The sequence below is a fragment of the Arthrobacter sp. 10T425 genome, from assembly GCF_056393985.1.
On the sequence record NZ_JBFTGZ010000011.1, the window covers coordinates 36,022 to 58,434 of the forward strand.

The 22,413-nt window shown below is 67.1% G+C and carries 20 protein-coding genes; 10 read left to right on the plus strand and 10 right to left on the minus strand.

The window, feature by feature from the left end:
- Window positions 1-19 precede the first annotated feature (19 nt).
- Entirely contained in the window at window positions 20-1,384 is a 1,365-nt protein-coding gene (locus AC1DDH_RS13800) for an MFS transporter (RefSeq protein ID WP_476857999.1), read from the minus strand.
- 294 nt (window positions 1,385-1,678) lie between these two features.
- On the opposite strand from AC1DDH_RS13800, the gene AC1DDH_RS13805 reads away from it, so the two are divergent.
- Window positions 1,679-2,365, plus strand: coding sequence for a FadR/GntR family transcriptional regulator (locus tag AC1DDH_RS13805; protein WP_476858000.1), 687 nt, complete (start codon window positions 1,679-1,681; stop codon window positions 2,363-2,365).
- A gap of 561 nt (window positions 2,366-2,926) precedes the next feature.
- Entirely contained in the window at window positions 2,927-3,628 is a 702-nt protein-coding gene (locus AC1DDH_RS13810; RefSeq protein WP_476955632.1) for a matrixin family metalloprotease, read from the plus strand.
- Window positions 3,629-3,686: 58 nt separating this feature from the next.
- On the opposite strand, the gene AC1DDH_RS13815 is transcribed toward AC1DDH_RS13810, so the two are convergent.
- The 3 genes from AC1DDH_RS13815 to AC1DDH_RS13825 all read right to left on the minus strand — a co-directional run bounded on the left by AC1DDH_RS13815 (window position 3,687) and on the right by AC1DDH_RS13825 (window position 6,239).
- On the minus strand, window positions 3,687-4,448 hold the full coding sequence (locus AC1DDH_RS13815) for a DUF4386 family protein (RefSeq protein ID WP_476955633.1): 762 nt from the start codon (window positions 4,446-4,448) through the stop codon (window positions 3,687-3,689).
- A gap of 161 nt (window positions 4,449-4,609) precedes the next feature.
- Complete coding sequence (locus AC1DDH_RS13820; protein WP_476858003.1) at window positions 4,610-5,521, minus strand: SDR family oxidoreductase; 912 nt, start codon at window positions 5,519-5,521, stop codon at window positions 4,610-4,612.
- A 112-nt stretch (window positions 5,522-5,633) separates the two neighbouring features.
- The gene (locus tag AC1DDH_RS13825; RefSeq protein ID WP_476955634.1) at window positions 5,634-6,239 is read right to left on the minus strand and encodes a DnaJ family domain-containing protein; all 606 of its coding nucleotides are present in this window, start codon (window positions 6,237-6,239) and stop codon (window positions 5,634-5,636) included.
- 610 nt (window positions 6,240-6,849) lie between these two features.
- Here AC1DDH_RS13825 and AC1DDH_RS13830 point away from each other — a divergent pair.
- Complete coding sequence (locus AC1DDH_RS13830) at window positions 6,850-8,889, plus strand: glycosyltransferase family 2 protein (protein ID WP_476955635.1); 2,040 nt, start codon at window positions 6,850-6,852, stop codon at window positions 8,887-8,889.
- Between the two features lie 27 nt (window positions 8,890-8,916).
- On the opposite strand, the gene AC1DDH_RS13835 is transcribed toward AC1DDH_RS13830, so the two are convergent.
- Window positions 8,917-9,825, minus strand: coding sequence for an MBL fold metallo-hydrolase (locus tag AC1DDH_RS13835; protein ID WP_476955636.1), 909 nt, complete (start codon window positions 9,823-9,825; stop codon window positions 8,917-8,919).
- 330 nt (window positions 9,826-10,155) lie between these two features.
- On the opposite strand from AC1DDH_RS13835, the gene AC1DDH_RS13840 reads away from it, so the two are divergent.
- From AC1DDH_RS13840 to AC1DDH_RS13855, 4 genes are all read left to right on the plus strand, one after another.
- Window positions 10,156-11,754, plus strand: coding sequence for a PucR family transcriptional regulator (locus AC1DDH_RS13840; RefSeq protein WP_476947929.1), 1,599 nt, complete (start codon window positions 10,156-10,158; stop codon window positions 11,752-11,754).
- On the plus strand, window positions 11,751-12,695 hold the full coding sequence (locus AC1DDH_RS13845) for a glutaminase (RefSeq protein ID WP_476955637.1): 945 nt from the start codon (window positions 11,751-11,753) through the stop codon (window positions 12,693-12,695). The genes AC1DDH_RS13840 and AC1DDH_RS13845 overlap by 4 nt, the downstream gene beginning before the upstream one ends.
- Before the next feature lie 74 nt (window positions 12,696-12,769).
- Window positions 12,770-14,284: an amino acid permease gene (locus AC1DDH_RS13850; RefSeq protein ID WP_476851757.1), complete on the plus strand. Its 1,515-nt coding sequence runs from the start codon at window positions 12,770-12,772 to the stop codon at window positions 14,282-14,284.
- A 269-nt stretch (window positions 14,285-14,553) separates the two neighbouring features.
- On the plus strand, window positions 14,554-16,305 hold the full coding sequence (locus AC1DDH_RS13855) for a thiamine pyrophosphate-dependent enzyme (protein WP_476955638.1): 1,752 nt from the start codon (window positions 14,554-14,556) through the stop codon (window positions 16,303-16,305).
- A 109-nt stretch (window positions 16,306-16,414) separates the two neighbouring features.
- On the opposite strand, the gene AC1DDH_RS13860 is transcribed toward AC1DDH_RS13855, so the two are convergent.
- Both AC1DDH_RS13860 and AC1DDH_RS13865 read right to left on the minus strand, forming a co-directional pair.
- Window positions 16,415-16,954 carry a DinB family protein gene (locus AC1DDH_RS13860; protein ID WP_476955639.1) on the minus strand — a complete coding sequence of 180 codons (540 nt, stop codon included), beginning with the start codon at window positions 16,952-16,954 and terminating at the stop codon, window positions 16,415-16,417.
- Window positions 16,951-17,787, minus strand: a complete 837-nt coding sequence (locus tag AC1DDH_RS13865; RefSeq protein ID WP_476955640.1) for a DUF2306 domain-containing protein — start codon at window positions 17,785-17,787, stop codon at window positions 16,951-16,953. The genes AC1DDH_RS13860 and AC1DDH_RS13865 overlap by 4 nt, the downstream gene beginning before the upstream one ends.
- 134 nt (window positions 17,788-17,921) lie before the next feature.
- Here AC1DDH_RS13865 and AC1DDH_RS13870 point away from each other — a divergent pair, with 134 nt between their 5' ends.
- The gene (locus AC1DDH_RS13870; RefSeq protein ID WP_476955641.1) at window positions 17,922-18,674 is read left to right on the plus strand and encodes a TetR/AcrR family transcriptional regulator; all 753 of its coding nucleotides are present in this window, start codon (window positions 17,922-17,924) and stop codon (window positions 18,672-18,674) included.
- 7 nt (window positions 18,675-18,681) lie between these two features.
- Here AC1DDH_RS13870 and AC1DDH_RS13875 read toward each other — a convergent pair whose 3' ends face one another.
- From AC1DDH_RS13875 to AC1DDH_RS13885, 3 genes are all read right to left on the minus strand, one after another.
- Window positions 18,682-19,470: an alpha/beta fold hydrolase gene (locus tag AC1DDH_RS13875; RefSeq protein WP_230009667.1), complete on the minus strand. Its 789-nt coding sequence runs from the start codon at window positions 19,468-19,470 to the stop codon at window positions 18,682-18,684.
- An 89-nt stretch (window positions 19,471-19,559) separates the two neighbouring features.
- Entirely contained in the window at window positions 19,560-20,057 is a 498-nt protein-coding gene (locus AC1DDH_RS13880; RefSeq protein WP_230009669.1) for an SRPBCC family protein, read from the minus strand.
- 18 nt (window positions 20,058-20,075) lie between these two features.
- Window positions 20,076-20,495, minus strand: coding sequence for an ArsR/SmtB family transcription factor (locus AC1DDH_RS13885; RefSeq protein ID WP_476931919.1), 420 nt, complete (start codon window positions 20,493-20,495; stop codon window positions 20,076-20,078).
- Between the two features lie 123 nt (window positions 20,496-20,618).
- On the opposite strand from AC1DDH_RS13885, the gene AC1DDH_RS13890 reads away from it, so the two are divergent.
- Both AC1DDH_RS13890 and AC1DDH_RS13895 read left to right on the plus strand, forming a co-directional pair.
- Window positions 20,619-21,632 carry a medium chain dehydrogenase/reductase family protein gene (locus AC1DDH_RS13890; RefSeq protein ID WP_476931920.1) on the plus strand — a complete coding sequence of 338 codons (1,014 nt, stop codon included), beginning with the start codon at window positions 20,619-20,621 and terminating at the stop codon, window positions 21,630-21,632.
- A 114-nt stretch (window positions 21,633-21,746) separates the two neighbouring features.
- Window positions 21,747-22,319 (plus strand): MOSC domain-containing protein, encoded by a 573-nt coding sequence (locus AC1DDH_RS13895; protein WP_476873407.1) that lies wholly within the window; start codon window positions 21,747-21,749, stop codon window positions 22,317-22,319.
- Window positions 22,320-22,413 lie beyond the last annotated feature (94 nt).

Genomic DNA, 22,413 nt, shown 5'->3' on the forward strand with positions numbered 1-22,413 from the left:
TGGGAGCAGGCTGCGTCCGTTAGCGAACGGCGGCTGACTCCGCGGCCGCTGAGTCTGCTGCTTCAGGGGCGGCCGTTGCGTTGCCGGCGCCGTTGCGGGCCAGCACCATCATGAGGACGGCGGAGAGGAGCATGAAGCCGCCGACGACGAACATGGGGACGGTGTAGCCGCCGGTCCAGTCCTTGAGCCAGCCGGTGACGTAGCCCGCGCTGAAGCCGGCCAGGTTGCCCACGGTGTTGATCAGGGCGATCCCGGCGGCAGCCGCTGCCCCGGTGAGGAACTGGGTGGGGACGGTCCAGAAGTTCGGCAGCGCCGCGAAGATGGACATCGCCGTGAGGGTGATGATCGCGATCGTCGCCGCCGGCGAACCCGCAAAGAGGGCCAGCGGGATGCTCAGGCCTCCGACGAGGGCGGGGACGGCGATGTGCCACGTCTTGACGCCCCGTTTGGTGGCGTCCTTGGACCAGAAGTACAGGGCAAAGGCGGCCGGCAGGTACGGGATGGCCGTGATGAGGCCCTTCTGGACGACGTCGAACTTGGTGCCGTACAGGCCCTCAAAGCCGGAGATGATGGTCGGCAGGAAGAAGCCGAGCGCGTACAGGCCGTAGATGAAGCCGAAGTAGATCAGGGCGAGCATCCAGACGCGGCCGTTGCCGAAGACGGTGCGGACGCTGACGTGCTTGTTGGTGGCGGCGGTTGCGTTCTTTTCCTTCTCCAGCGCGCCGGTCAGCCAGGTCTTTTCGTCCGATGTCAGCCATTTGGCCTTGGCCGGGGAATCCGCGAGGTAGAACCAGGCGGCGACGCCGATCAGGATGGCGGGGATGGCGACACCGAAGTACATGACGCGCCAGCCTTCGAGTCCGAAGAGGCCATGCTGCTGGATGAGGAGGGCGGCGAGCGGGGCTCCAATGACCGTGGTCAGCGGCTGGGCCAGGTAGAACAGTGCCAGGATCTTGCTGCGGTGCCGCGACGGGACCCACAGGCTGAGGAAGAGGATGGCGCCGGGGAAGAATCCGGCCTCGGCCACACCCAGGATGAAGCGCAAAATGTAGAGCTGCTCCACGCTGCCCACCCAGGTGAAGAGCAGGGAGACAATGCCCCAGCTGACCATGATGCGGGCCAGCCACCGGCGGGCTCCGAATTTGTGCAGGGCCAGGTTGCTGGGGACTTCCAGCAGGATGTAGCCGATGAAGAAGACACCGGAGGCGAAGCCGAACTGGGCCGCCGAGAGGGCCAGATCAGTGTTCATGCCGTTGGGGCCGGCGAAGGAGATGGCCGTGCGGTCCAGATAGTTGATGAAGAACATGAGAGCGACAAACGGCACCAGCCGCACTGCCACTTTCTTGATTGCAGATCTTTCGACCACTGATTGCGTGGTGTCCACATTGACTCCTTGATGTCGGGATCCCGCAGCCTCCTGCGCTGGAAGCATGGGGATTGGTCTCATCGCGTAGTTCCAGGGAGCTGGCCAGGCCCAACTAAGCGTGTGATAAAAACCATAAGGCGTCCAACTCGAATTGGTCAACCGGTTGACATGTTTATTTACTGCGGCGGCCGTCGGCATGGCCCGGGCGGTGCGTGTTGTTACGCTTTGAAGGTGTCCGTTAACTCCGCTAACTCCGCCGCTTCGACGGCCAAAATCAGTGCCGCGCTCGGTTCTATGGAGCAAGGCTCTGTCGTGTCCGAAGTCGCGGAACGCCTATTGGGCTACTTCACGAGCGGTGAAATTGCCGTGGGAACCCGTCTGCCGGCCGAGCGCCAACTCGCCGCATCTCTGGGGGTCGGTCGCTCCGCGGTCCGGGAAGCCCTCGCGGCGCTGGAGATCCTCGGGATCGTCATTGTCCGGCCGGGCTCCGGAACGTACCTTCGCGACGGCATTTCCGAGCTCCTCCCCCGCACGCTGAGCTGGGGCCTTATGCTGGGCGCCCCCCGCACGCGCGAACTCGTGGAATTGCGCGGCGGGCTCGAGGTACAGGCCGCCCAGCTGGCGGCGCAGCGGATTACCGACGATGCCCTGGACCGGATGCGCGCCAATCTGGCCACGATGGACGGCAGCCTGGAGGACCTTGTGACGTTCGTGGAGGCGGATGCGGCTTTCCACCGTGAAATCGCCGCAGCCTCCGGCAACCAGGTCCTGCAGGAACTGCTGCAGAGCATCCGGTCGCTGCTGCGCATCTGGGTTGACCGCGCCCTGACGGACGAAGGGCACGCGGCATCGGCCCTGGCTGAGCACCGCGGGATCTTCCTTGCCCTGGAATCACGCGATGAGGCCGCCGTGACGGCGGCCATGCGCTCCCACATGGACACGGCCTCCCGGCGCCTCCTGGCCGGATTCGACGCGGACCAGGGCTCCGCCGGAGGCTGAACCGCCTAACGCCTTCGCCCCTCTGTTACTCCCCCCGACGCGCGAATTCGCCGGAAGCCCGCGAAGTCGCCGGACCTTTCCGGCGCTCTCGCAGCTATCCGGCGAATCCGGACGGGAGCGCGCGGCTACGCCACCGCAGTACCCGGGGAAACCCTGAACGGGGGACGACTCACGGATGGTCATTCCCCTATGCTGTAGTGGATCCATCTGGGGAGATGGGTTGCATGCAACGAGGGGGACAAGTTGCGTTCAGACTTTGGCGACCGGGGCTATCCGACTGCGGACGACTCACGCTTCCATGAAGGCGCCCCACGGGGCGGCGTCCGCCGCTCCGCCAGCGGGCGAATTCCACAGTGGGCAGTCGACGAGGCCCTGGGCAAGCTCGAGGACCCCGCCCCGTGGCGCGAAGTCCCCGGCACTGGCGGCAAAACTCCGAAAATTGTTCGGCCCCGCCGGAAGCGGCCACGGCGGCCACGTCAATGGGGCAAATCCGGCACCTTTGTTGCCCTTGCTCTGATGGTGGGGTTGAACTTCCTCCCTCCGCTGTTCGAGCAGTTTGTAATGGCCCCCGTGCGCCCCTACCTGCCCGGCGCCACCGCGCCGCCGCCCGGGGTTGACGCCGCAAATTCCCCGCTGGGAAGGCCGCCGGTCAGCAGCGGCTCGCATGCTTACGCACTGCATCCGGCTCCGGACGGCGTTCAGGGCTTCGCTGCCTACGACCCCTGCCGGCCGGTCCACTACGTCGTCCGGCCGGACAACGCGCCGCCCGGCGCAGAACGGTTGATCAGCGAGGCTGTGGATGAGGTTTCGGCTGCCACCGGGCTGCACTTCGCGGCCGATGGCGTCACCTCCGAGGCACCCACCGAGCAGCGCAAAACCTATCAGCCGGACCGCCACGGCCGGAGGTGGGCCCCCGTTCTGATCGCGTGGTCTTCTCCGGAGGAAGTCCCGCAGCTTGCAGGAAACGTTGCCGGGCGTGGCGGGAGCACAGCCGTGAGTGTCTCCGGACGCCCCGCCGTCCTGGTGTCGGGCCAGGTGGCTTTGGACGCTCCCGATCTCGCCAGGATCATGCTGCGGCCGGACGGTCCCGCCGATGTCCGCGCCGTCATCCTGCATGAGCTCGGGCACGTTGTAGGACTGGACCACGTGGACGATCCGACCCAGCTGATGCACGCCGAAAACAGTGGGCTGACCGGGTTCGCCGCCGGCGACCTCGCCGGACTGGCTTTGCTGGGCTCCGGACCCTGCGTCCCGGAACTCTGACGGACGCGACGACGACGACGGCGGCTGAACCTCCCGCCGTCGGGGTCCGCTAGCCGCGTCACCTGTCGCGGGCGGTCGCGACCTTCCCGAACCATGCACTGACCAGCAGCCACACGGACCACACGAGGATGAAGACAATCCCAGCGAGTGTAGGAATGGAGTTGGCCGGAGAGAAGCCTTCGGCGCCGACGATCCAGCCCTGCGCGAGGTAGGCGAGCCCGGACAGCGCCATAAGGTAGCCGATCAGCCGGGAGACGCGGCGCGCCCCGACAACCACGGCACCGGTCAAGACCAGGGCCACGCCCAGCACGAAGCTCTGGTAACTGCGCATGCCCCACTCCAGCCAACGGATACCCTCGGCCGTCGCAAACCGCGCAGCTTTCTCCGGTTCCGGAGCCGCAACCCAGGCGTCCACTGCGTGCTTGAGGGCAACGCCGTCGACGGCTTGGAGCGCGGCGTAAAGTGCCAGCGCGGCGACCGCAGCGACAGCGCCGAAGCGGGCCGTCCAGGCCATGGCCCCGTCCTGTGCTTTCAAGATCACCAGCAGGACCAGCAGCCCGGAGATGAGAAGCGCCATGCCGGCGAACTGGCCGAGGTGGACCGCCGTCCAAATACCGCTGCGGGCGTACTCCGCGAACGTCGCCGGGTGGTCATTTGCGCTGGCCGTATCGGCATGGAGCAACCCGGCGACCACGGACAGCGCGAAGCCGGCAAACGCCAGGGTGGCGGCCAGGCGAAGCGGTGCACGGTCTGATGCCGGGCGCCCAGACCCGGCCGAAGCCGCCGGCCGCGGATTATGATCAGTGCCGTATTTCTTCATGGCATCGCCCGTTTCGTGCCGACGCGCGGGTGCGCGAAGTGCGCGCCTAAGCGCAGGCTACGCCGATTGCGTCCCCGGAGCCACGGGCCTTTGACCGGCATGTGGCGGCGGCACGTGTGACCCGGCGGGACCGCCCGTTAATCTGGACACCGCCGCACCCACTAGGACTGCGCTCGTCCGTGGCCCAACCGCGCAGCGAAGCGCGCGACCGCGTCTTCCGGAGTTGGCGCGGGGCCGAAGAGTTCTGCCTGGCGGCTCGTGTTGGCCACGTAGCGGCCGGTTTCGAACCACGCCGCCATGGCTCCCATGTCGCTCATGCGCGAGCCGGACTTTCCCGAAATCTTGCCTATCCTGAGGAGCAGTTCGGTGGGAAGGGAGAGCACCCTAATTTTCTTGTTCGCCAGCCGCGACGCCAGTTCAGCGCCTTCCCGCATGCTGATGGGGCGCGTCCAGCCGATTTCGATGCGTTCGCCGTCGGCGATGTCGGCGTCGACGGCTTCGGCGAGGTAGGTTGCGAGGTCGCTGGTCAGAACGAACGTCAGGGGGACGCTCTTTGAGCCGAGCCAGATGATGCGGCCCTTCTCGAACGGGTCACCGCCGAGCCGGGCAATCTGGTCGAAAAATGCTCCGGGGCGCAGCGCGACGAACGGGACGTTGAGTTCTTCGAGCTTGTCCTCGGCGAGCTTCTTGTGCCAGAAATGCGGCACACCGGGTGTCTGGTCACTCGTGAGGATGCTGGTGAGCACGAAGCGCGGCACCCCGGTTTTGCTGGCGGCGATGGCGAGATTGGCGTTGCCACGCGTGTCGATCTCGTGGGCGTTCTTGTTCTTCCCGGTGTACCCGGCCGCCGTCGTGATCACAGCGGCGGCGCCGGTCATCGCGGCGACGAGCGAATCGAGGTCGAGCATGTCGCCGCGGGCTATCTCGACGCCCTTGGCCTCGAGTTTGCCCGCGTCCGAGCTCGGGCGGACAAGCGCCCGCACCTTCTTGCCCCGGTCAAGAAGCCGGTCGACGACCTGCCCACCGAGCGATCCCGTTGCACCGACCACCAGCACGGGTTCCTGTTCAGACATTGCTATCTCCTAGTTGTTTTCTCTGCGGCAGCTGCAATGGGCCGGCCCTCGAGTAATGAGCCCAAGGAGTTCGACGGCGCCCGTAGCCTGTGAGCGTTTAGTTCGGCGGCGCCTAGCCCGCCCCGCTCCACAGCCGCCGCCACCAGGGCCGCTTCGGCTCCGGCTCCGGAGGGGCGACGGCGGCCGCGGCAGCCCGGCGACCCCGCCAGCGGTCCAGTTCGGCGTCGACGTCCCGCGTTTTGGTGATCACGGGCGGCCCGCCCTGGAGCTGCCGCCGGGCATCGATGACCCGGGCATTGAAGTCCTCCACGATGTCGCGGACCTGCTTTTCGCTGAACTGGGCATCGAGCCGCGCGTCGAGCTCGGCGTCCTCGGTGCGGAGCAGGATCGCCTTCGGGGCCAGCCCGGAGATGTTCTCCCGCTGGATCAGGCCCTTGACCCACCAGTCAGGGTCGTACGCCTCACCCAGCCCGGGAATGGGTTTGCCGGCGTACTTGAGGTTGTCGAACTTGCCCTGCGCCATGGCATCCCGGATCAGGTACTCGGCCTTGGCGGCGTCGTCGATCTTGGCGCGCTTTTGCCGGAGTCCCTCCTCGGCGGCGTTGAGCTCGTCGTTCTCCTGCGCCGTGCTGCCCGAGGCCCGCACGGCCCGGAGTTCCGCGGCACGCTCCACCCGGCGCCGGAAAGAGCTGTTGGAACCACTGACCCCGCTGCTCATCAGTCACCACCGTCCTCGCCTGTCGAAATCGCGGATCTGCCTTCCAGTATGAGGAACAGCCGGGCGGCGGCAAAAGGTCCGCGCGGCGGCGAACCGCGACCGTTGCAACCTGCCCCCTCGCCGAGACGGGATCCTTACACTCCCGTAACCCGGTGTTAACCCACCCGTGCGAAGCTGGGGACTTCGGATAAAACTAAGCATCCTTCCCATCTCTCCTGCACAGCAGATCCCGAGGAGTTGCAGCCGTGAACAGCCAAAACCAGAGCGCGTCCGGAAGCCCCCTACAAACCAGCCGCGAGGAAGCGCCAGAGGATCAGAGCAGCACGCACGTCACGCATGTGCGCGAAGACGTGGCCATGGCGGGCGGGTGCGCCAACGTCCACCTGCCCACCGGGCGCACGTGCACGTTGCCCAAGCGCCACCCCGGCTCGTGCAATTTCGTCGGGCCCGAGGACGCGGAGCACGTTGCAAAGCAATAGATCAAAGCAGTAGGACGAAGCACACTCCCTCCGCAGTTTTGCGCAAGGATTCCGGCGGATCCGGTCACGGGTGCCACGCCGCGGCTACGCTGATCGGACATTGAGCACCGGATCTAGCTGAGGGAGATCACGTGCCTCGAGAGAATCTGCGTGAAGATCTGCGGCAGCGCGCCGAGAACGTATCGGCTCAAGGGCTGTCCGCCGGAACCACATCCGCTGCGCCGCGGCCCGTACCACTGGACGCCACAGCCCTGACCCGGGCCGGCATTGCCGGCTGGGCCGCCCGGCTCGGACCTCCCGGAGCGGAAGCACCGCGGTCCCGGAGGCTGGCCCATGTCGGCGGCATCGCGGCCATCGCCGCCCTGGTCCTCTACCTGACGTGGCGCGTCCTGTTCACGATGCCGTCGGGGGAATGGAACCTGGCCATCGCCTGGATCCTGGTTACCTTCGAGGCCTTGCCGCTGGCCGGCCTCATCCTAAAGGCGTGGTCCGTGTGGAACATTGACAGCCATCCGCCGGCGCCCGTGACGGAGGCCCCGAACGGCATGCGGGTGGCGGTGCTGATCCCCACGTACAACGAGCCCATCGAGGTTCTGACGCCCACGGTCGCGGCGGCCTGCGAGCTGGCCCCGGCGCATGAGACGTGGGTCCTCGACGACGGCGACCGGCCTTGGGTCGAAGAAATGTGCGTCGCCTACGGCGCCCGGTATGTCCGGCGGCCCGTCCACGACCACGCCAAGGCCGGCAACATGAACCACGCCCTGGGCCTGATGGCCTCGGAGAAGGCCGCCGGCGGCCCCGGCATCGACATTATCGCCGTCCTGGACTGCGACCACGTCCCGCTGCCCACTTTCCTCACCGCCACCCTGGGCTGGTTCGAAGACCCCGGGATCGCCCTGATCCAGGGTCCGCAGTCGTTCTACAACGGCGGCGCGTTCGACGACGACGGCATCACGGGTGAGCAGGGCACCTTCTTCAACGTCCTCATGGCGTCCCGCAACGTACCCGGCGCCGGACCCTTCTGGTGCGGGTCGACGTCGTTGTTGCGTCTGAGCGCCCTGCAGGAGGTGGGCGGCGTGGCGACCGAGACCATCACCGAGGACATGCACACCACGCTCAAACTCATCCGGCGCGGCTGGCGGACCGTCTACCACCACCAGACGCTCGCCGTCGGGCTCGCGCCGGCGACCCCGGACCAGTACCTGCTGCAGCGCCGGCGCTGGGGCATGGGTGCCATGCAGATCCTCGTCCACGAGAAGCTGTGGGCGGCGAAGGGGTGGCTGTCGTGGCGGAATTACCACGAGTACCTCAACGGCACGCTGTGGTGGCTGGAGGGCATCGCCACGCTCGTGGCCTTCCTGATTCCGGTGGTGATCATGCTGTCCGGGGCGCAGACCTCCACTGCCGGGCCGCTGCTTTTCACCGGGGTCTTCCTGGTCATGTTCACCGTGCGCCTGTGGGGCTCCAAGCAGCTGATGCGCAACGAAATCCACTGGCCCACGGCCTTCGCCCTGCGGATTTTCCGCGTCCCGGTCGGCCTGGCGTGCCTCTGGTGGCTCATGTCCCGGAACATCCTGGAATTCCAGGTGACGCCCAAGGGTGCCGCCGACCTCCGACTCCGGGGCCGGACGCCGCGCATCCTGATCGTGATGGTTGTCCTCATCTCCGCGGTGATTCTGTATGCGGCGGCCGGGTTGGCCGGGCTGGTGCCCTGGCGCACGACGCCCGGTTCTACGGTGGCGTCCGGTGCCTGGCTGGTGCTCGCCGGCGCGGTCCTGGTGCTCGGAACACGCAGGATCCGGGCCGCCGAATTCGCCACATCCCGCCGCAACGCCTACCGGATGGAGGTGTCCGCGCCGGTGGAGGCCGAGGGCACCGGCGGAGAGCTGCTGGACATTTCGGTCGGCGGCGCCGCAGTCCGCTTCCCCCACGGCACGCTGCCGGCTTCGGGGTCCGTCATGCTCCGGTTGCCGGAGGCCGCGCCGGTCCGGCTGCAGGTCATCCGCACCACAGGGCAACCCGACGGCACCGAGATCGCGTCCCTGCGGGCGGCCGACGACGACTGGGCCACCTACCGTGCGCTCTCGTTGTGGATCTTCCACACGCCCGCAGGGGCGTTGCCCGATTTCCCGCCCGGCGTCCCGGCCGCGGCGTCGCTGCGGGGGCGCTGAGGGCTGGAGGCCGGTGGTCCCGCCCGCTCATTCCCCCTCGAGGCAGAGGATGAACCCGGGAAACACATGCCGGCCGGGGCGTCCGCCCACCTCGTCGATGGCCCGGCGGATCTGCCGGAGCTGCTCCACGGTCATCTGCAGCGGTGGTTCGTCGGGCTGGTAGGTGGTGAAGATCGGATAGTCGACGCCGGGCTGCTGCGACATTTCGATGTGGCAGCCCAGGACATGGGTGACGGGGTGGGTGGCGCAGAACCCGATCAGCCGGTCGATGGTGCTCACAAACGCTGGCCAGTCCTGGATGTAGAGCCGGCCGGGATAGACCGTGTCACCGGTGAGCAGGAACCCGGTGTGGGGATCGTAGAACGTCACGGCCGCGTCGTGGTGCCCCGGACTGGGCCAGCATGCCAGGACGCGCCCGCCGAGGTCCACCTGCGCGGGCTGGACGGCGCCGCCGCCGCCGCCGTCCGGGGCACCCGCGGCAGTGAATCCGAAAAATTCCCAGGCATTGTCCCGGGCCGCGTCCACCAGAACGGTGTCGGGACGGCCCCCGAACTGGGCATCGCCCGCGACATGATCGCCATGCGGGTGGGTGTGGAGGACAAGGAGACCGTAGCCGTCGCGGGGATGGGCGGCAAGCCAGGCCTCCACAAGGCCGTCGACAACGCGGCGCAGCGGGAAGAAGTCCGCGGATGCGGTCGCGCCGGTATCGATGAGGACGGCCCTGGCGTTGCCGAACAGCAGGAACATGAACGGCGCCTCGTAGTTGACCGCCATGTTCTGGCGCAGGATGAACGTGTGCCCGTCGTAGGCGTGGACCTGGATGTCCGGGTCCGTATTGTGCTTCGCCGATTCCGAGCCGTGGATCCAGGCCGCCTCCAGGTCTCCCGACCGGGCGCCGCTTGCTGTGAAGTCGATCAGGTCCGGGGGCGTCTCCATGGGTTCTCCTAGGGGCGTCAGCGCCAGTGGCGGCGGGTGCGGCGGACGTCGGGTTCCGCAATGACGCACCAACACTCCATGATGACCGGTCCCCTTCCGGTCCTCAAACCCCGTCGGTCGCTCCGTAAATGCCCTTTTGACGAGTGATTACGGCACTTACGGATCAATCGATGGGGCCCCGGCAGCTCTGGAGACCTCGCCTTGGTCCGTAGACCTAAAACGGGTCGCGTAATTTAGGAGCTTTTCCATACTTTCGGCGATGCCTGCTGGATAGGCTGAGGTGTCCGGACAAAGCCGTCCGGGAAGGGTGCCAATGTCAGAAAGAAGCCCATGGCCGCAGCTACAGTGGACGACATCCTCGCGGATCTTCCGCTGGGTTTCGCCAGCCTGATGCTTCGGCCGTCCCGCACGGATGCTGCGATCGAACGCTTTCTGATCGTCGACGCCGACGACGAGACCGCCGACGGCGCGACTGCGTTCGTCCTGCTGATCGGCGTCCGCGGACGCTCCGCGTTGCCCGCGGTGCGGCGCCTCTTGAAACGCCCGCCCCTGGTCCTAGCCGTCAAGGGCAGCCCCGACGAACTGGCGGAAGCCGAAGAGCTGCTCCGCGCCGCCGGAACCGGCCTGCTGCTGGTGGACCCGGCGGCAGACTGGGACCGATTGCTGTCCATCGCCAAGGACCGAATCCAGCCGCCCAGCTACCAGCGCGAAGTGCTGACCCTGCTCGAAGAAGACCTCTTCGCCATCGCCCAGACCACGGCCCGCCTGACCTCCAGCCACGTGGTGATCGAGGACGCCGCCAACAAGGTCCTGGCCTACTCCACGGTCACCAACGCCATTGACGAACTGCGCAAGGCCTCGATCCTGGCCCGGCGCGGCCCGCGCAAATACGAACTCCTGCTCAAGGACCTCGGCGCCTACCGCGAGCTGCACCGGACGCGCCTGCCGGTCCGGGTTCCCGCCCGGCCCCAGGACGGCCTGCGGGAGCGCGTCGCCATCAGCCTGTTCGCCGGCGACCGCATCATGGGCTACATCTGGCTCCAGGAAACCGGTGCGGGCTTCGGCGACGACGTCGACTATGTGCTCACCGGCTCAGCCGCGCGGGCCTCCGCCGAGCTGATCCGGTACCGTAACCAGCAATCCGTGCACATGCGCGAGGACCGGATCGTGCGCCTACTTTCGGGTCCCGCGGAGGCTGCGGCGAGCGCGCACAGCGAGAAAATCCCTGCGGACCGCCCCGCGGCCCTGATCCTGATTGGCCTCTCGGCGTCCGAAGCCCAGGAGAACGACGCCGCACTCAAACACGGCGAGCTGGCCAACCTCGCTTCAATCCATGCAGCCGCCTACAAGCCCTCAGCCATCGTGGGACAGTTTCACGGCGACACCGCCGTGATCCTTCCCGGGCTGCAGTCCGCCAACGCGGGGGCCGGTCTGCGGAGTCTGGCCGAGGCAATCGTCAAGGACGCCAACAAGCACCTCGGCATCAGCCCCTTTGCCGCCGTCGGCCCCGCTGTTCCCGATCTGCTATCAATCCATTCCGTGACCGGAATATGCGAAGCGCTGCTGGGCTGCATGCGCCGCTCCGGCGAAGTTTCGGTTGCCACGGTGGACGACTTCGAAGCCGAGATCCTCTTCCACGACGCCGTGGAGAACTTTACGACGGCGGCCTTTCGGCACCGCAGCCTCTGGGCCCTCCTCCGCGACGACGCGGAACTGGCCGTAACCCTGCGTGCCTTCTTCGACGCGTCACTCGACGTGGCCGAGTGCGCGAAGCGGATGCAGCTGCATAAGAACACCGTCTACTACCGGATCGGCAAGGTCAGCCGGGTCACCGGCCTGGACTTCGGCAATCCCCGCCATGCACTGGTCGCGCTGCTGCATGTTCAGGAGTGGTCCGGCACGCAGAAGGAGCATGTGGGCAAGAAATGATGACAACACTTGATTCGCCGCCGCTTGCCTTATTACTGGATGACATTGTCCGCGGCCACCGGCCCCGGACGGAAGCGGGGTCAGTCCCCGCAAACATTCCCCACCTGCAGTCCCCGCCGTTCGACCGTTTCGGCATCGCGGTTGCCACTACGTCCGGGGAACTATTCAGTTCCGGCGACGCCGATCTTCCGTTCTCGATCCAGAGCATCTCCAAGGTCTTCACCCTGGCGATGGCGCTCGGCGCCGATGACTCCGGCTCGTTGTGGTCCAGGGTCCTTCGCGAGCCTTCAGGCACGTCCTTCAACTCTTTGGTCCAGCTTGAAGTCGAGCACGGGATCCCACGGAACCCGTTCATCAACTCGGGCGCCCTGGTGGTCACCGACCATCTGATGGAAAGAACTCCCGACGCCGCCGCCCAGGTCCTGCGTTTCCTCACCGGCCAGGTGGGTCACCAGAATGGAAGACAGGGTCCTTTCATCGACGAAATGGCCGCAAAGAGTGAACTCTCCAGCAGCAGCCGCAACCTGGCCCTCGCCCACTTCCTGAAGGAATTCGGCAACCTGCGGCGGCCCGCACAGGCAGTGGTGGAGAACTACGTCAGGCAGTGCTCAATCATGATGACCTGCGTGGAGGTGGCCAAGGCGGGTCTATTCCTCGCGCAGGATGGTCGTGGAGTACAAGGCGCGGTGATCTCCAGGAGCGAGGCTAAGCGCATCGGCTCCATCATGCTGACCTGCGGCATGTATGACGCAGCCGGCGAGTTCGCCTACCGCGTGGGACTTCCCGGGAAAAGCGGTGTAGGCGGCGGCATCCTGGCGATCGTCCCCGGGGAGTGCGCCATCTGCGTCTGGAGCCCCCGGCTGGATTCCAAAGGAAATTCCCTGGCAGGCACGGCGGCTCTCGCTGACCTGTCCGACCGGACCGGGTGGTCGATTTTCTGATCTGACGCCCGGCTGTCCCCACAATCTCACTCCAGAACCCCATTTAGATCTCTGACAGATCGAAAGGAACACCCATGCCCAACAACCCCAATGACGAGGTTGGCTTGTACCAGGCCGATGGCGGCCACGCCCACGCTTCGGATGCCCTGATCCACGCGGAGGACTCGGGCTATCACAAGAGCCTGAAGCCCCGGCAGATCCAGATGATCGCGATCGGCGGGGCCATCGGAACCGGCCTGTTCCTGGGTGCCGGCGGCCGGCTCAACGCGGCCGGCCCGTCATTGGTCATCGCCTACGCCGTCTGCGGCTTCTTCGCGTTCCTGATCCTGCGCGCCCTGGGTGAACTGGTGCTGCACCGGCCCTCGTCAGGATCGTTCGTGTCCTACGCCCGCGAATTCTACGGAGAGAAGGCCGCGTTCATCTCCGGCTGGTTCTATTGGATCAACTGGGCCACCACCACCATCGTGGACATCACCGCCGCGGCCCTCTACATGAACTTCTTCGGCAAATACATCCCCTGGATGGGGGCCGTACCGCAGTGGGCGTGGGCGCTGATCGCCCTCGTCGTGGTCCTCTGCCTCAACCTCGTCTCCGTCAAGGTGTTCGGCGAGCTCGAGTTCTGGTTCGCCCTGATCAAGGTCGCGGCCTTGGTCGCGTTCCTGTTGGTCGGCACCTACTTCGTCATGTTCGGCACGCCCGTGGAAGGCCAGGAAGTCGGATTCAGCCTCATCACCGACAATGGCGGCCTCTTCCCCAACGGCCTGCTGCCCATGATCATCCTCATGCAGGGCGTGCTGTTCGCCTACGCCTCGATCGAACTGATCGGTACCGCCGCCGGCGAAACCGAAAACCCCGAAAAAATCATGCCCAAGGCCATCAACTCCGTGGTCTTCCGGATCGCCGTCTTCTACGTCGGCTCGGTCATTCTGCTCGCCCTGCTGCTGCCCTACACCTCGTATGAAAAAGGCGTCAGCCCGTTTGTGACGTTCTTCGGATCCATCGGTATCCAAGGCGTGGACGTCATCATGAACCTCGTGGTCCTCACAGCCGCCCTGTCCTCGCTGAACGCCGGCCTATACTCCACCGGCCGCATCCTGCGTTCCATGTCAGTGGCCGGATCGGCCCCGAAGTTCGCCCAGCGGATGAACAAGGCCGGTGTCCCCTACGGCGGCATCGCCATCACCGCCGGAGTCTCCCTCCTCGGGGTCCCGCTGAACTACCTGGTCCCCGGCCAGGCTTTCGAGATCGTCCTGAACGTCGCCGCCGTAGGCATCGTCGTCACTTGGGCCACCATTGTGCTCTGCCAGATCCAGCTCAAACGGTGGGCAGACAAAGGCTGGCTTGAGCGCCCCTCTTTCCGGATGTTCGGCGCCCCCTACACCGGGTACCTCTCCCTGGTATTCCTGCTCGGCGTCCTCGTCATGGTCTTCATCGATTCCCCGCTCACATTGCTGGTGACCCTGGTGGCCTGCGCGCTGATGGTAGGCGGCTGGTACGCCTGCCGGAAACAAATCCACGACATCGCCGAAACCCGCGACGGCTTCACGGGCGCCGCGCCCGTGCTGGCCAACCGGACTCCAATCCGCTAATCGAACATCCCAGTGCCGACCAATCCCGCAACCCGGCACCCAACGCGAAAGCCTTCATGAAGCCACTAAACCCGCTGAGTCCCGGCCGAACCAGCACTCTGCAGGAACGCCACCCGCCAGACGCGCACAAGGACAAGCCGCCGGCGTCGAACGACAGTTGCGAGGACGGCTGCTTCTTCTGCACCGGACCGGAAACAGACTAGCCACCGTTCCGCTGGATTCAGTGGACATGCCATGCCCGCCAACCCAACCCAAGAAGACAAGTAGTGATGAAAACCGAGTCTGCATCCACAATGACCGCAACCGACACGCACCCAGTTGAAGGCGACACCATCAAACCCCTGCAGACGGCCCGAGGGGCTGTCCTGGATAACCGCAACGGCGCCAGCACCCTCAAGTCCGCCGGCCACGTGATTGTTGATTCGCTCGCGGCGCACGGGGTGGAACGCACGTTTGTTGTCCCGGGGGAAAGCTTCCTGGACGTCCTCGACGGGCTGCACGGCTCTGAGATCGAGACCGTGGTCTGCCGGCACGAGGGCGGCTCCGCCTACATGGCCGAGGCAGACGGCAAGATGAACCAGCGCCCCGGCGTCGCCATGGTCACCCGCGGCCCCGGGGCAGCGAACGCCCACGTGGGCCTGCACACCGCGTGGCAGGACTCCACCCCGATGCTGCTCTTCGTCGGACTGATTCCGTTCGCGCACCGGGACCGCGAGGCGTTCCAGGAGTTCGACATCAAGGCGTGGTTCGACACCGGCGCCAAACGCGTGATGGTCCTCGACCACCCCGAGCGGGCCTCCGAAATTGTCGCGGAGGCAATGTTCGCGGCCATGAGCGGCCGTCCCGGGCCCGTGGTGGTGGGCCTGCCGGAGGACATCATCCGCGCACAGATTGATCCGGCCCTGCACCCGGCCATCCCGGTTGCCGCGGGCGGCATGAGCAGCACCGATGCCGGTGCGCTGGCTGAGGCGCTGGCACAGTCGAAGAAGCCGCTCTTTGTCACCGGCGGGAACGACTGGACCCAGGAAGCCGCCTCGGAACTAACCCGCTGGCTCGAAAAGCACCACATCCCGGCCGCGGCGGAGTGGCGTACACAGGGGACCGTCTCCTTTGATTCGCCCAGCTACGTGGGGCCGATCGGCTACGGCCGGCCCCGCCCGACGTATGACCTCCTGGAGGAAACCGATCTGCTCGTTTTCGTCGGGACGGTCCCGGGGGACGTGATCACGGACGGTTTCGTCTGCCGGCAGGACTGGAACAAGAACAACTTCCTCGTCTCCATCGATCCCTCGCTGCGCGGCCGCTCCGGTCCGGTCTCCCGCCAGATCCTGGCCAAGCCGGACGCCTTCGTCCGGGACTTGGTCAACATCGACCTGCCCGTCAGGCAGGAGTGGAAGGCGTGGACGGCCCGGATGCGCGCCGAGCAGTGCTCCTTCGCCAGCCTGCCGCCGTCCGTCCCCGGTGCCGGTCCCGCGAAGATGGACACCCTGATGGCGAACCTTGTGCCGCTGCTGCCGCAGGACGCCCTGGTGACGTTCGGGGCGGGCGAGCACACCAACTGGGCGCACCGGTACTTCCCCACCCGGCGCTACGCCTCGATGATCAGCGCCCGGAACGGTTCCATGGGGTACTCGGTGCCCTCGGCCATCGCCGCATCCCTGGCTAGCCCGGAGCGCCGGGTGGTCACCATCGCGGGCGACGGAGAATTCCTCATGAACGGCCAGGAGCTCGCCACGGCCGCCCAGTACGGAGCCACGCCGCTGATCATCGTGATGGATAACCAGGAGTACGGCACCATCCGCACCCATCAGGAACGCCACTACCCGTCCCGGGTGTCAGGCACTCAGCTGAAGAACCCCGACTTCGGCATGATGGCCCGGGCGTTCGGCGGTTTCGGCATCACCGTCACCGAGGATAAGGATGTGCCGGCCGCCCTCGAGGCGGCGCTGGCCGCCATCGACCGGGACGGTGTGTTCGCCCTGGTCCACCTCATCGTCGAACAGCGGGTCAAGGCCTACTAAATCCACCCTGCCTAACCTGGTTGCGCTATCAGTCCTGGTCGTCATTCGGCGTCCATAACCGCCAAGACTGATAGCGCAACGGGTGAGTGGGTGGAGGGGCGCCGCGAGGCTACTCGCCCGTTTCGCCGTCCACGGCCTCGCGGAGGAGGTCGGCGTGGCCGTTGTGCCGGGCATACTCCTCGATCATGTGGCACAGGATCCAGCGCAGGCTCGGTGCCGAACCGTCCGGCCACGGGCGACGGGCTAATTGGTCCAGGCCACCGGCGGCCAGGGCCTCCGTGACGCTGGCCCGGGACCGGTCCACGGCGTCCTGCCACAAGGTGCGCAGCTGGTCCGGGGTGTCCTCGGCGGCGGAATGCCACTCCCAGTCCGGGTCAGCCTTCCAATCCACGGCGGCAAACGGGGCCTCCCGGTCCCGGGCGTGCAGGGAACGGGAGAACCATTCGCTCTCCACATAGGCCATGTGCTTCAGGAGCCCACCCAGTGTCATCGATGAGGCAGCGGTAGTAGCCACAAAGCCGGCCGCGTGCAGCCCGGCGCATTTCCACGCCAGCGTGGCCCGCTGGTAGTCCAGGAAACCCAGGAGGGTCGCGGTTTCATCGGCGGCAAGGGGAGGCTCCGGGCGGCCTTGATCGTCCACAATTGTCATGCGCGTGAGTCTAGCCGCCCGGCATCCACGTCGCCGGAAACCGTCCGCTTCGCCGGAAAAGTACGGCGTGCCGGCACGCTTCCGGCGACTTCGACGACGGCGGCAGCAGGCATGGGGACGACGGCGGCAGGTTCGGGCACGGTCCGCCTGGAGCGCACGGTCCGCCTGGAGCGCACGGTCCGCCTGGCGCGCCGGTGGATGACGTACTCCGCCACCGCAAGGTTGATCACCCAGGCTGCCCCCAGGAGCACAGCCCGGGTCGGCTCGTCGGGCGGGCCCACCAGCAGCATCCACGGCAGCCCCGTCAGCGCCTGCGTTCCCGCGGCAACGCCGATCGCATAGCCGCGGGTCATCCACGCGCCGTGCCGCACAAAATCCCGGCGCACAACCGCCACGACTCCCAGGACAATGCTCGCCGCCATGGCCGAGCCGAAGACCAGCCGCAGCACCAACAGCGCCGGTCCGTCCCCGGGCGGCAGCGGATAGAAGACGGCCATCCACAGGCCGGACAGGGCGGCCAGCAGGCCCGCCGGCGCGAGGATGCGGCCGGCGATGCGGTGCCAGCCCCGGCGGCCCCGCAGCGCGGGGAGGAACTGGAACGCACCGAGCAGGCTGTAGGTGGTGACACTGAGGATGTGGGTCACCACGGGCACGGGTGAGGCGAAGAACCGGGCGTTCTGGGCGGTGACGGCGGCACCGCCGGTCAGTTCCGTCAGCCGCGCCGCACCGGCGATCACCGGGATGAGGCTGAGAAGGATCAATCCGGCTGGCACTGGCCACTGGGGGCGGCGGCGGACTCGGGGGACGGGGGCGCTGCTGGCGTGTGTTGTCACGGCGTGGTCCTTGGCTGGGATGGCTGGCGGCGGCGGTACATGAGACGCGAGGTGTACGGCGTACACCTGATGCGGCCACGTTAGGTGTACGGCGTACACTTGTCAATAGGGAACCGTTAGGGAAGGGTGGCCGGATGACCCAGCAAGCGGAGCGAACGCGCCGGATTCCGTTGAGCCGGGACCGCGTCCTGGCTGCCGCCGTCGTGCTGGCCGATCAGGTGGGGATCGAGGCGCTGAGCATGCGCCGGCTGGCGCAGGAACTCGGCGTCGTGCCGATGGCGCTTTACAAGCACGTGGCCAACAAGGAGGAACTCCTTGACGGCATGGTGGACGCCCTTGTCAGCGAGATCGATCCTCCCGTCCGCGATGCCGGCTGGAAGGACGCCGTGCGCCTGAGGGTGCTCTCGGCGCGGGGGGCGCTGCTGCGGCATCCGTGGGCCCGGCAAGTGCTGGAATCGCGCACGAATAAAACTCCAGCGGTCCTTGGCTACATGGACTCGTTCATCGGCATGTTCCTGGCCGGAGGCTTCTCCGTGGACCTGACCCATCACGTCATGCACGCCCTCGGCAGCCGCATGTGGGGGTTTACCCAGGAGCTGTTCGACGACTCCGCCGGCGGGAACGCCGCAGGGCTGGCCACCCTTCCGCCGGAGGCGCAGGCGGCCATGTTCCAGGAGATGGCCGAGCGGTATCCGAACATCCTGAAGGTCGCGACCGCCTCCGCGCACCAGGACTCCGTGGTGGGCCAGGGGTGCGATGACCAGTTCGAGTTCGAGTTCGCCCTGGATCTGTTCCTGGACGGCTTCGAGCGGCTGCACCGGCAGCACTGGACCTCCAGTCCGGCACAGACCAGCCCGGCACAGACCTCGACGCCGGCGAGGCCCTGACCGGGCCCTACTCCTCCAGGAACCGCAGCAGGTACGGGAGAGTGGTCCGCATGGCCCGCAGGTCGCCCCCGCTCGCGGCCAGCTCGCCCAAATAATCGCCGTGGGTACCCGGCACGATCATCAGGCGCGCCCCGGGAATGACCCGTGACATCCGCACGGCGTGGTCAGCGCTGACGACGTCGCGGTCGGCGCTCAGCACCAGGGTCCGGGCCGTGATGCGGCGCAGGTCCTCGTCCGACCATCCGGGGAAGCTCAGGATCCGCTGGCGGTCCAGTTCGAACATCCGCTCGAGGTGTCCGGGGTCCGGGTTCAGCCGGCGGTCCGCGTCCTGGTACACCTCCGGCATGTCATCGAGGGTTGCCTTTTCCATCCCCTCCCAGAATTCATCGCCCACAGCGTCGCGGCTGGCGAAGGTGGAGGCGGCAATCAGGCACCGCACCATGGACGGATGCCTCATGGCCAGCGCGAGCGCGGTGTGGCCCCCGGCGCTGAACCCGAGCACGTCCACGGAGTCCACGTTGAGCTCATCGAGCACGGCCTTGATGTCCCCTGCCGATCCTTCGGCGGTGAGCGGCCGGGCGGTAGCCGCGGTCCGGCCGTGGCCTTCCTCTTCGACGGCGATCACCTGCAGGCTCTCGGCCAGCAGCGCGGGGATGAGGCCGGCGAAATTGGTCTCGATGCTCGAGCCTCCGCCGGGAATCAGCAACAGCGGGGGCTCGCCGACCCGCGGGTGACCGTGGACCTCGTAGTACATGCGGAGGTCGCCGTTGGCCGCGTAACCGTGGGTGAAAGTCACATGGCATGTTACCGCCGCTAATACCGGGCTGAACAGGGCCTTGCGGACGACGGCGGGAGATTCCCGCCGTCGTCGTGTTGCGTTGCAGGTCAGGCGTTGACGGACTCGGCGATGATCGCGTCGACCTGGCCCAGCGCCTCCCTCATGCCTTCTTCCATGCCCATGGCGACGATCTTCTCCATCTGCTCCTCCGCCTCGAAGGTGGACAGGATGGTCATTCGGGTGCGGTCGCCGATTGGCTCCAATGTCACAACTCCGTGGATCGTTCCCATATCGGCCACGGGGTCGCCGTTGTCGTCCGCGAAGCCATCATCGAACTCCAGCCGGTGCGGAGCGTTGATGGTCACGAACCGCCACCAGCCGCGGGCCTTCTCCCCCTCGGGTCCCGTCATGTAGTAGCTGGCCTCGCCGCCCGGGACGAACTCGTGCTTCTCGAAGGTGGCCGGCCACGTGGGCGGCCCCCACCAGCGCTCGAGCTGGCGCGGGTCTTCCCAGATTTGCCAGACGCGCCCCACTCCGGCATCGAACTCGGCGACCACGGTGAGGCTCAGCGCCTCAAGATTCTTGACTGAACTGACAACCGTCATGACGAACTCTCCTATCCTTCAGTTTCCTTCAGCTTGGCCTTGCGATTTCTTGATTGGTCTGGCGCCTGCCTGCGTCTCGTCAGGTTCCGGGGCGGCCCCTTCGGCAAGCAGGTCCGCAATCCGGTCGGCGCGCTGGCGCCAAATGACCTCGTAGTCGTCCAGCAGGCGGCGGGCCCGCTGCAGGCCGTCATGGTTGGCCCGCACGATCTGCTCCCTTCCCCGCTTCTCCTTCGAGACAAGGGAAGCGCGTTCCAGCACCGCCACATGCTTCTGGACGGCCGCGAAACTCATGGCGTAGAGGGCGGCGAGCCCGGAGACCGAGTACTCGCCCACTGTCACCCGGCGCACGATGTCCCTGCGGGTCGCGTCGGCGAATGCGTGGAAAAGGCGGTCGAGTTCGTCGTCGTTGAGCTGGGTTCTGAGCTGATCTACAACCATTTGGTTGTAGGATAGTCCGACCGTTCGGGGGTGTCAATGGTTCACGAAACGACCCCGGTGGAGACAAGGACCGGGCGGCAAGAGGCCGGTGTGCGGAGCGTGTGCCGAGCGTAGAGTGAGCCCATGAAGCGTGTGGTGATCGACCGCTTCGGCGGCCCCGAGGTCCTGCAGGTGGTGGAGGTCGACGATCCACGGCCCGGCCCGGGCGAAGTCCGCGTCAGGGTCCTGGCTTCGGGGGTCTCTTTCACCGACGCCCAGCTGCGCGCCGGCACCTACCTCGGCGGACCGAAGCCGCCTTTCACGCCCGGCTATGAGCTCGTCGGCATCGTTGATGAGCTCGGGCCCGGTTGCTCGCGGGTACGGGTCGGGGACCGCATCGGCGCGCTGACGGTGTGGGGCGCCAACGCCGAGCGCGTCTGTGTGCCGGAGGCATACGCGGTGGATGTGCCTGAGGACCTCGACCCGGCCGAGGTCGTAAGCCTCGTCTTCCCCTACATGACCGCCTACCAGCTGCTGCACCGGACGGCCCAGGCGAAGCCCGGGGAGAGTGTTCTGGTTCACGGCGCGGCAGGCAGGGTAGGGGCCGCCATCCTCGAGCTCGGAGCACTGGCCCGCCTCCGCCTCTACGGGACCGCCTCCGGCCGGGACCGCGCGGCAGTTGAGCGGCTGGGCGCGGTGGCGATCGACTATCAGAACGAGGATTTCCTGGCCCGGGTGCGCGGGCTCACCGGCGACGGCGTAGACATTGCCCTCGACGGGATCGGTGGGCCGTTGTCTCTGCGCTCCTTCCGCGCGCTGCGGCCCGGCGGTCGGCTCGTTGTGTTTGGCCGCTACGCCACCATCGCGCAGGGGCGCAAGAACTGGCCGGGCGTGATCGCCTGGTACGCGGCAACGGGGAGCGTCGCCCTCTGGGGCTGGCTGTCACCCCGCCGAAAAGTGTTGTCCTACCGGATCCAGAAGCTGCGCATCCACCACCAGGACTGGTTCAGGGCAGACTTCTTCGCGCTGCTCGAGTTGCTTCGCCGCGGCGAGATTCACCCGGTGGTGGCCGAGCGCCTGCCGCTTTCCGACGTTCGCCGCGCCCATGAGCTGCTGGGGAGCACCGCGTCGAAAGGGAAGATCGTGCTCGTACCCTGATGAGGCCCCGCCGAGTTCGCGGGAAGCTTGCGAGATCGCCGCAAGGTTACGGCGTGTCCGCACGTTTCCGGCGACTTGGCGCGCCGGCGCCACGAGGGAGGATAGTTTTAGGGCATGACGGCAAGCTACAGGTACGACGTCGAGATTCTGCACCTCCTTGTCTCGCCGGCACACGCCTACTTCGGCCGTGCCCGCGATGGTGCGGCGCAGGTCCCCACGACGGACGCGGACCAAGTGGAGCTGGTGGCCGGCAAGGGCATCGTCGGCGACCGGTTCTTCGGCAAGGCCGCGCACATGGACGCCGCCGTCACCCTCCTCTCGATCGAGGCCCTCGAGGCGATGGCCAAGGAACTGGCAGCCGGCCCCTTTGACCCGCTCCTGACCCGGCGCAATGTGGTCCTCCGGGGCGCCCAGCTCGCTCCCCTGCTCGGCGAAGAGTTCGCGCTCGAATCGAAGGGCAACGTGGTCCGGCTCCGGGCCGGACGGCCAGCCCACCCCTGCGCCTGGATGGACCGGATGCTTGCCCCCGGCGCGCACGCCGCCATGCGCGGCCGGGGAGGCGTGCGCTGCCAGCCGCTTTCGACCGGCCTCCTGAGCCGCGGCCCGGCCGTGCTGGTCAGCCCCCTCCCGCTCGACCCCGGGCAGGCCGGCGTCCCCACGCTGCTGCGCCCCTCCCGGCTGCCGTAGCGCGGCCGAGACGCGGGAGGCGCGGACGACGGCGAGCGGCGATCATGTTCTTTGCCGCGGAGGTGGAACAAATGCTCATCCGAATCGTCGGCAG

Coding starts and splice junctions, on each gene's coding strand:
- AC1DDH_RS13810 (WP_476955632.1), top strand. CDS start 2,927: ATGGCCCCCGTGCGCCCCTACCTGCCCGGCGCCACCGCGCCGCCGCCC.
- AC1DDH_RS13815 (WP_476955633.1), bottom strand. CDS start 4,448: ATGAAGAAATACGGCACTGATCATAATCCGCGGCCGGCGGCTTCGGCC.
- AC1DDH_RS13820 (WP_476858003.1), bottom strand. CDS start 5,521: ATGTCTGAACAGGAACCCGTGCTGGTGGTCGGTGCAACGGGATCGCTC.
- AC1DDH_RS13825 (WP_476955634.1), bottom strand. CDS start 6,239: ATGAGCAGCGGGGTCAGTGGTTCCAACAGCTCTTTCCGGCGCCGGGTG.
- AC1DDH_RS13835 (WP_476955636.1), bottom strand. CDS start 9,825: ATGGAGACGCCCCCGGACCTGATCGACTTCACAGCAAGCGGCGCCCGG.
- AC1DDH_RS13840 (WP_476947929.1), top strand. CDS start 10,156: ATGGCCGCAGCTACAGTGGACGACATCCTCGCGGATCTTCCGCTGGGT.
- AC1DDH_RS13845 (WP_476955637.1), top strand. CDS start 11,751: ATGATGACAACACTTGATTCGCCGCCGCTTGCCTTATTACTGGATGAC.
- AC1DDH_RS13850 (WP_476851757.1), top strand. CDS start 12,770: ATGCCCAACAACCCCAATGACGAGGTTGGCTTGTACCAGGCCGATGGC.
- AC1DDH_RS13855 (WP_476955638.1), top strand. CDS start 14,554: ATGAAAACCGAGTCTGCATCCACAATGACCGCAACCGACACGCACCCA.
- AC1DDH_RS13860 (WP_476955639.1), bottom strand. CDS start 16,954: ATGACAATTGTGGACGATCAAGGCCGCCCGGAGCCTCCCCTTGCCGCC.
- AC1DDH_RS13870 (WP_476955641.1), top strand. CDS start 17,922: ATGACCCAGCAAGCGGAGCGAACGCGCCGGATTCCGTTGAGCCGGGAC.
- AC1DDH_RS13880 (WP_230009669.1), bottom strand. CDS start 20,057: ATGACGGTTGTCAGTTCAGTCAAGAATCTTGAGGCGCTGAGCCTCACC.
- AC1DDH_RS13885 (WP_476931919.1), bottom strand. CDS start 20,495: ATGGTTGTAGATCAGCTCAGAACCCAGCTCAACGACGACGAACTCGAC.
- AC1DDH_RS13890 (WP_476931920.1), top strand. CDS start 20,619: ATGAAGCGTGTGGTGATCGACCGCTTCGGCGGCCCCGAGGTCCTGCAG.
- AC1DDH_RS13895 (WP_476873407.1), top strand. CDS start 21,747: ATGACGGCAAGCTACAGGTACGACGTCGAGATTCTGCACCTCCTTGTC.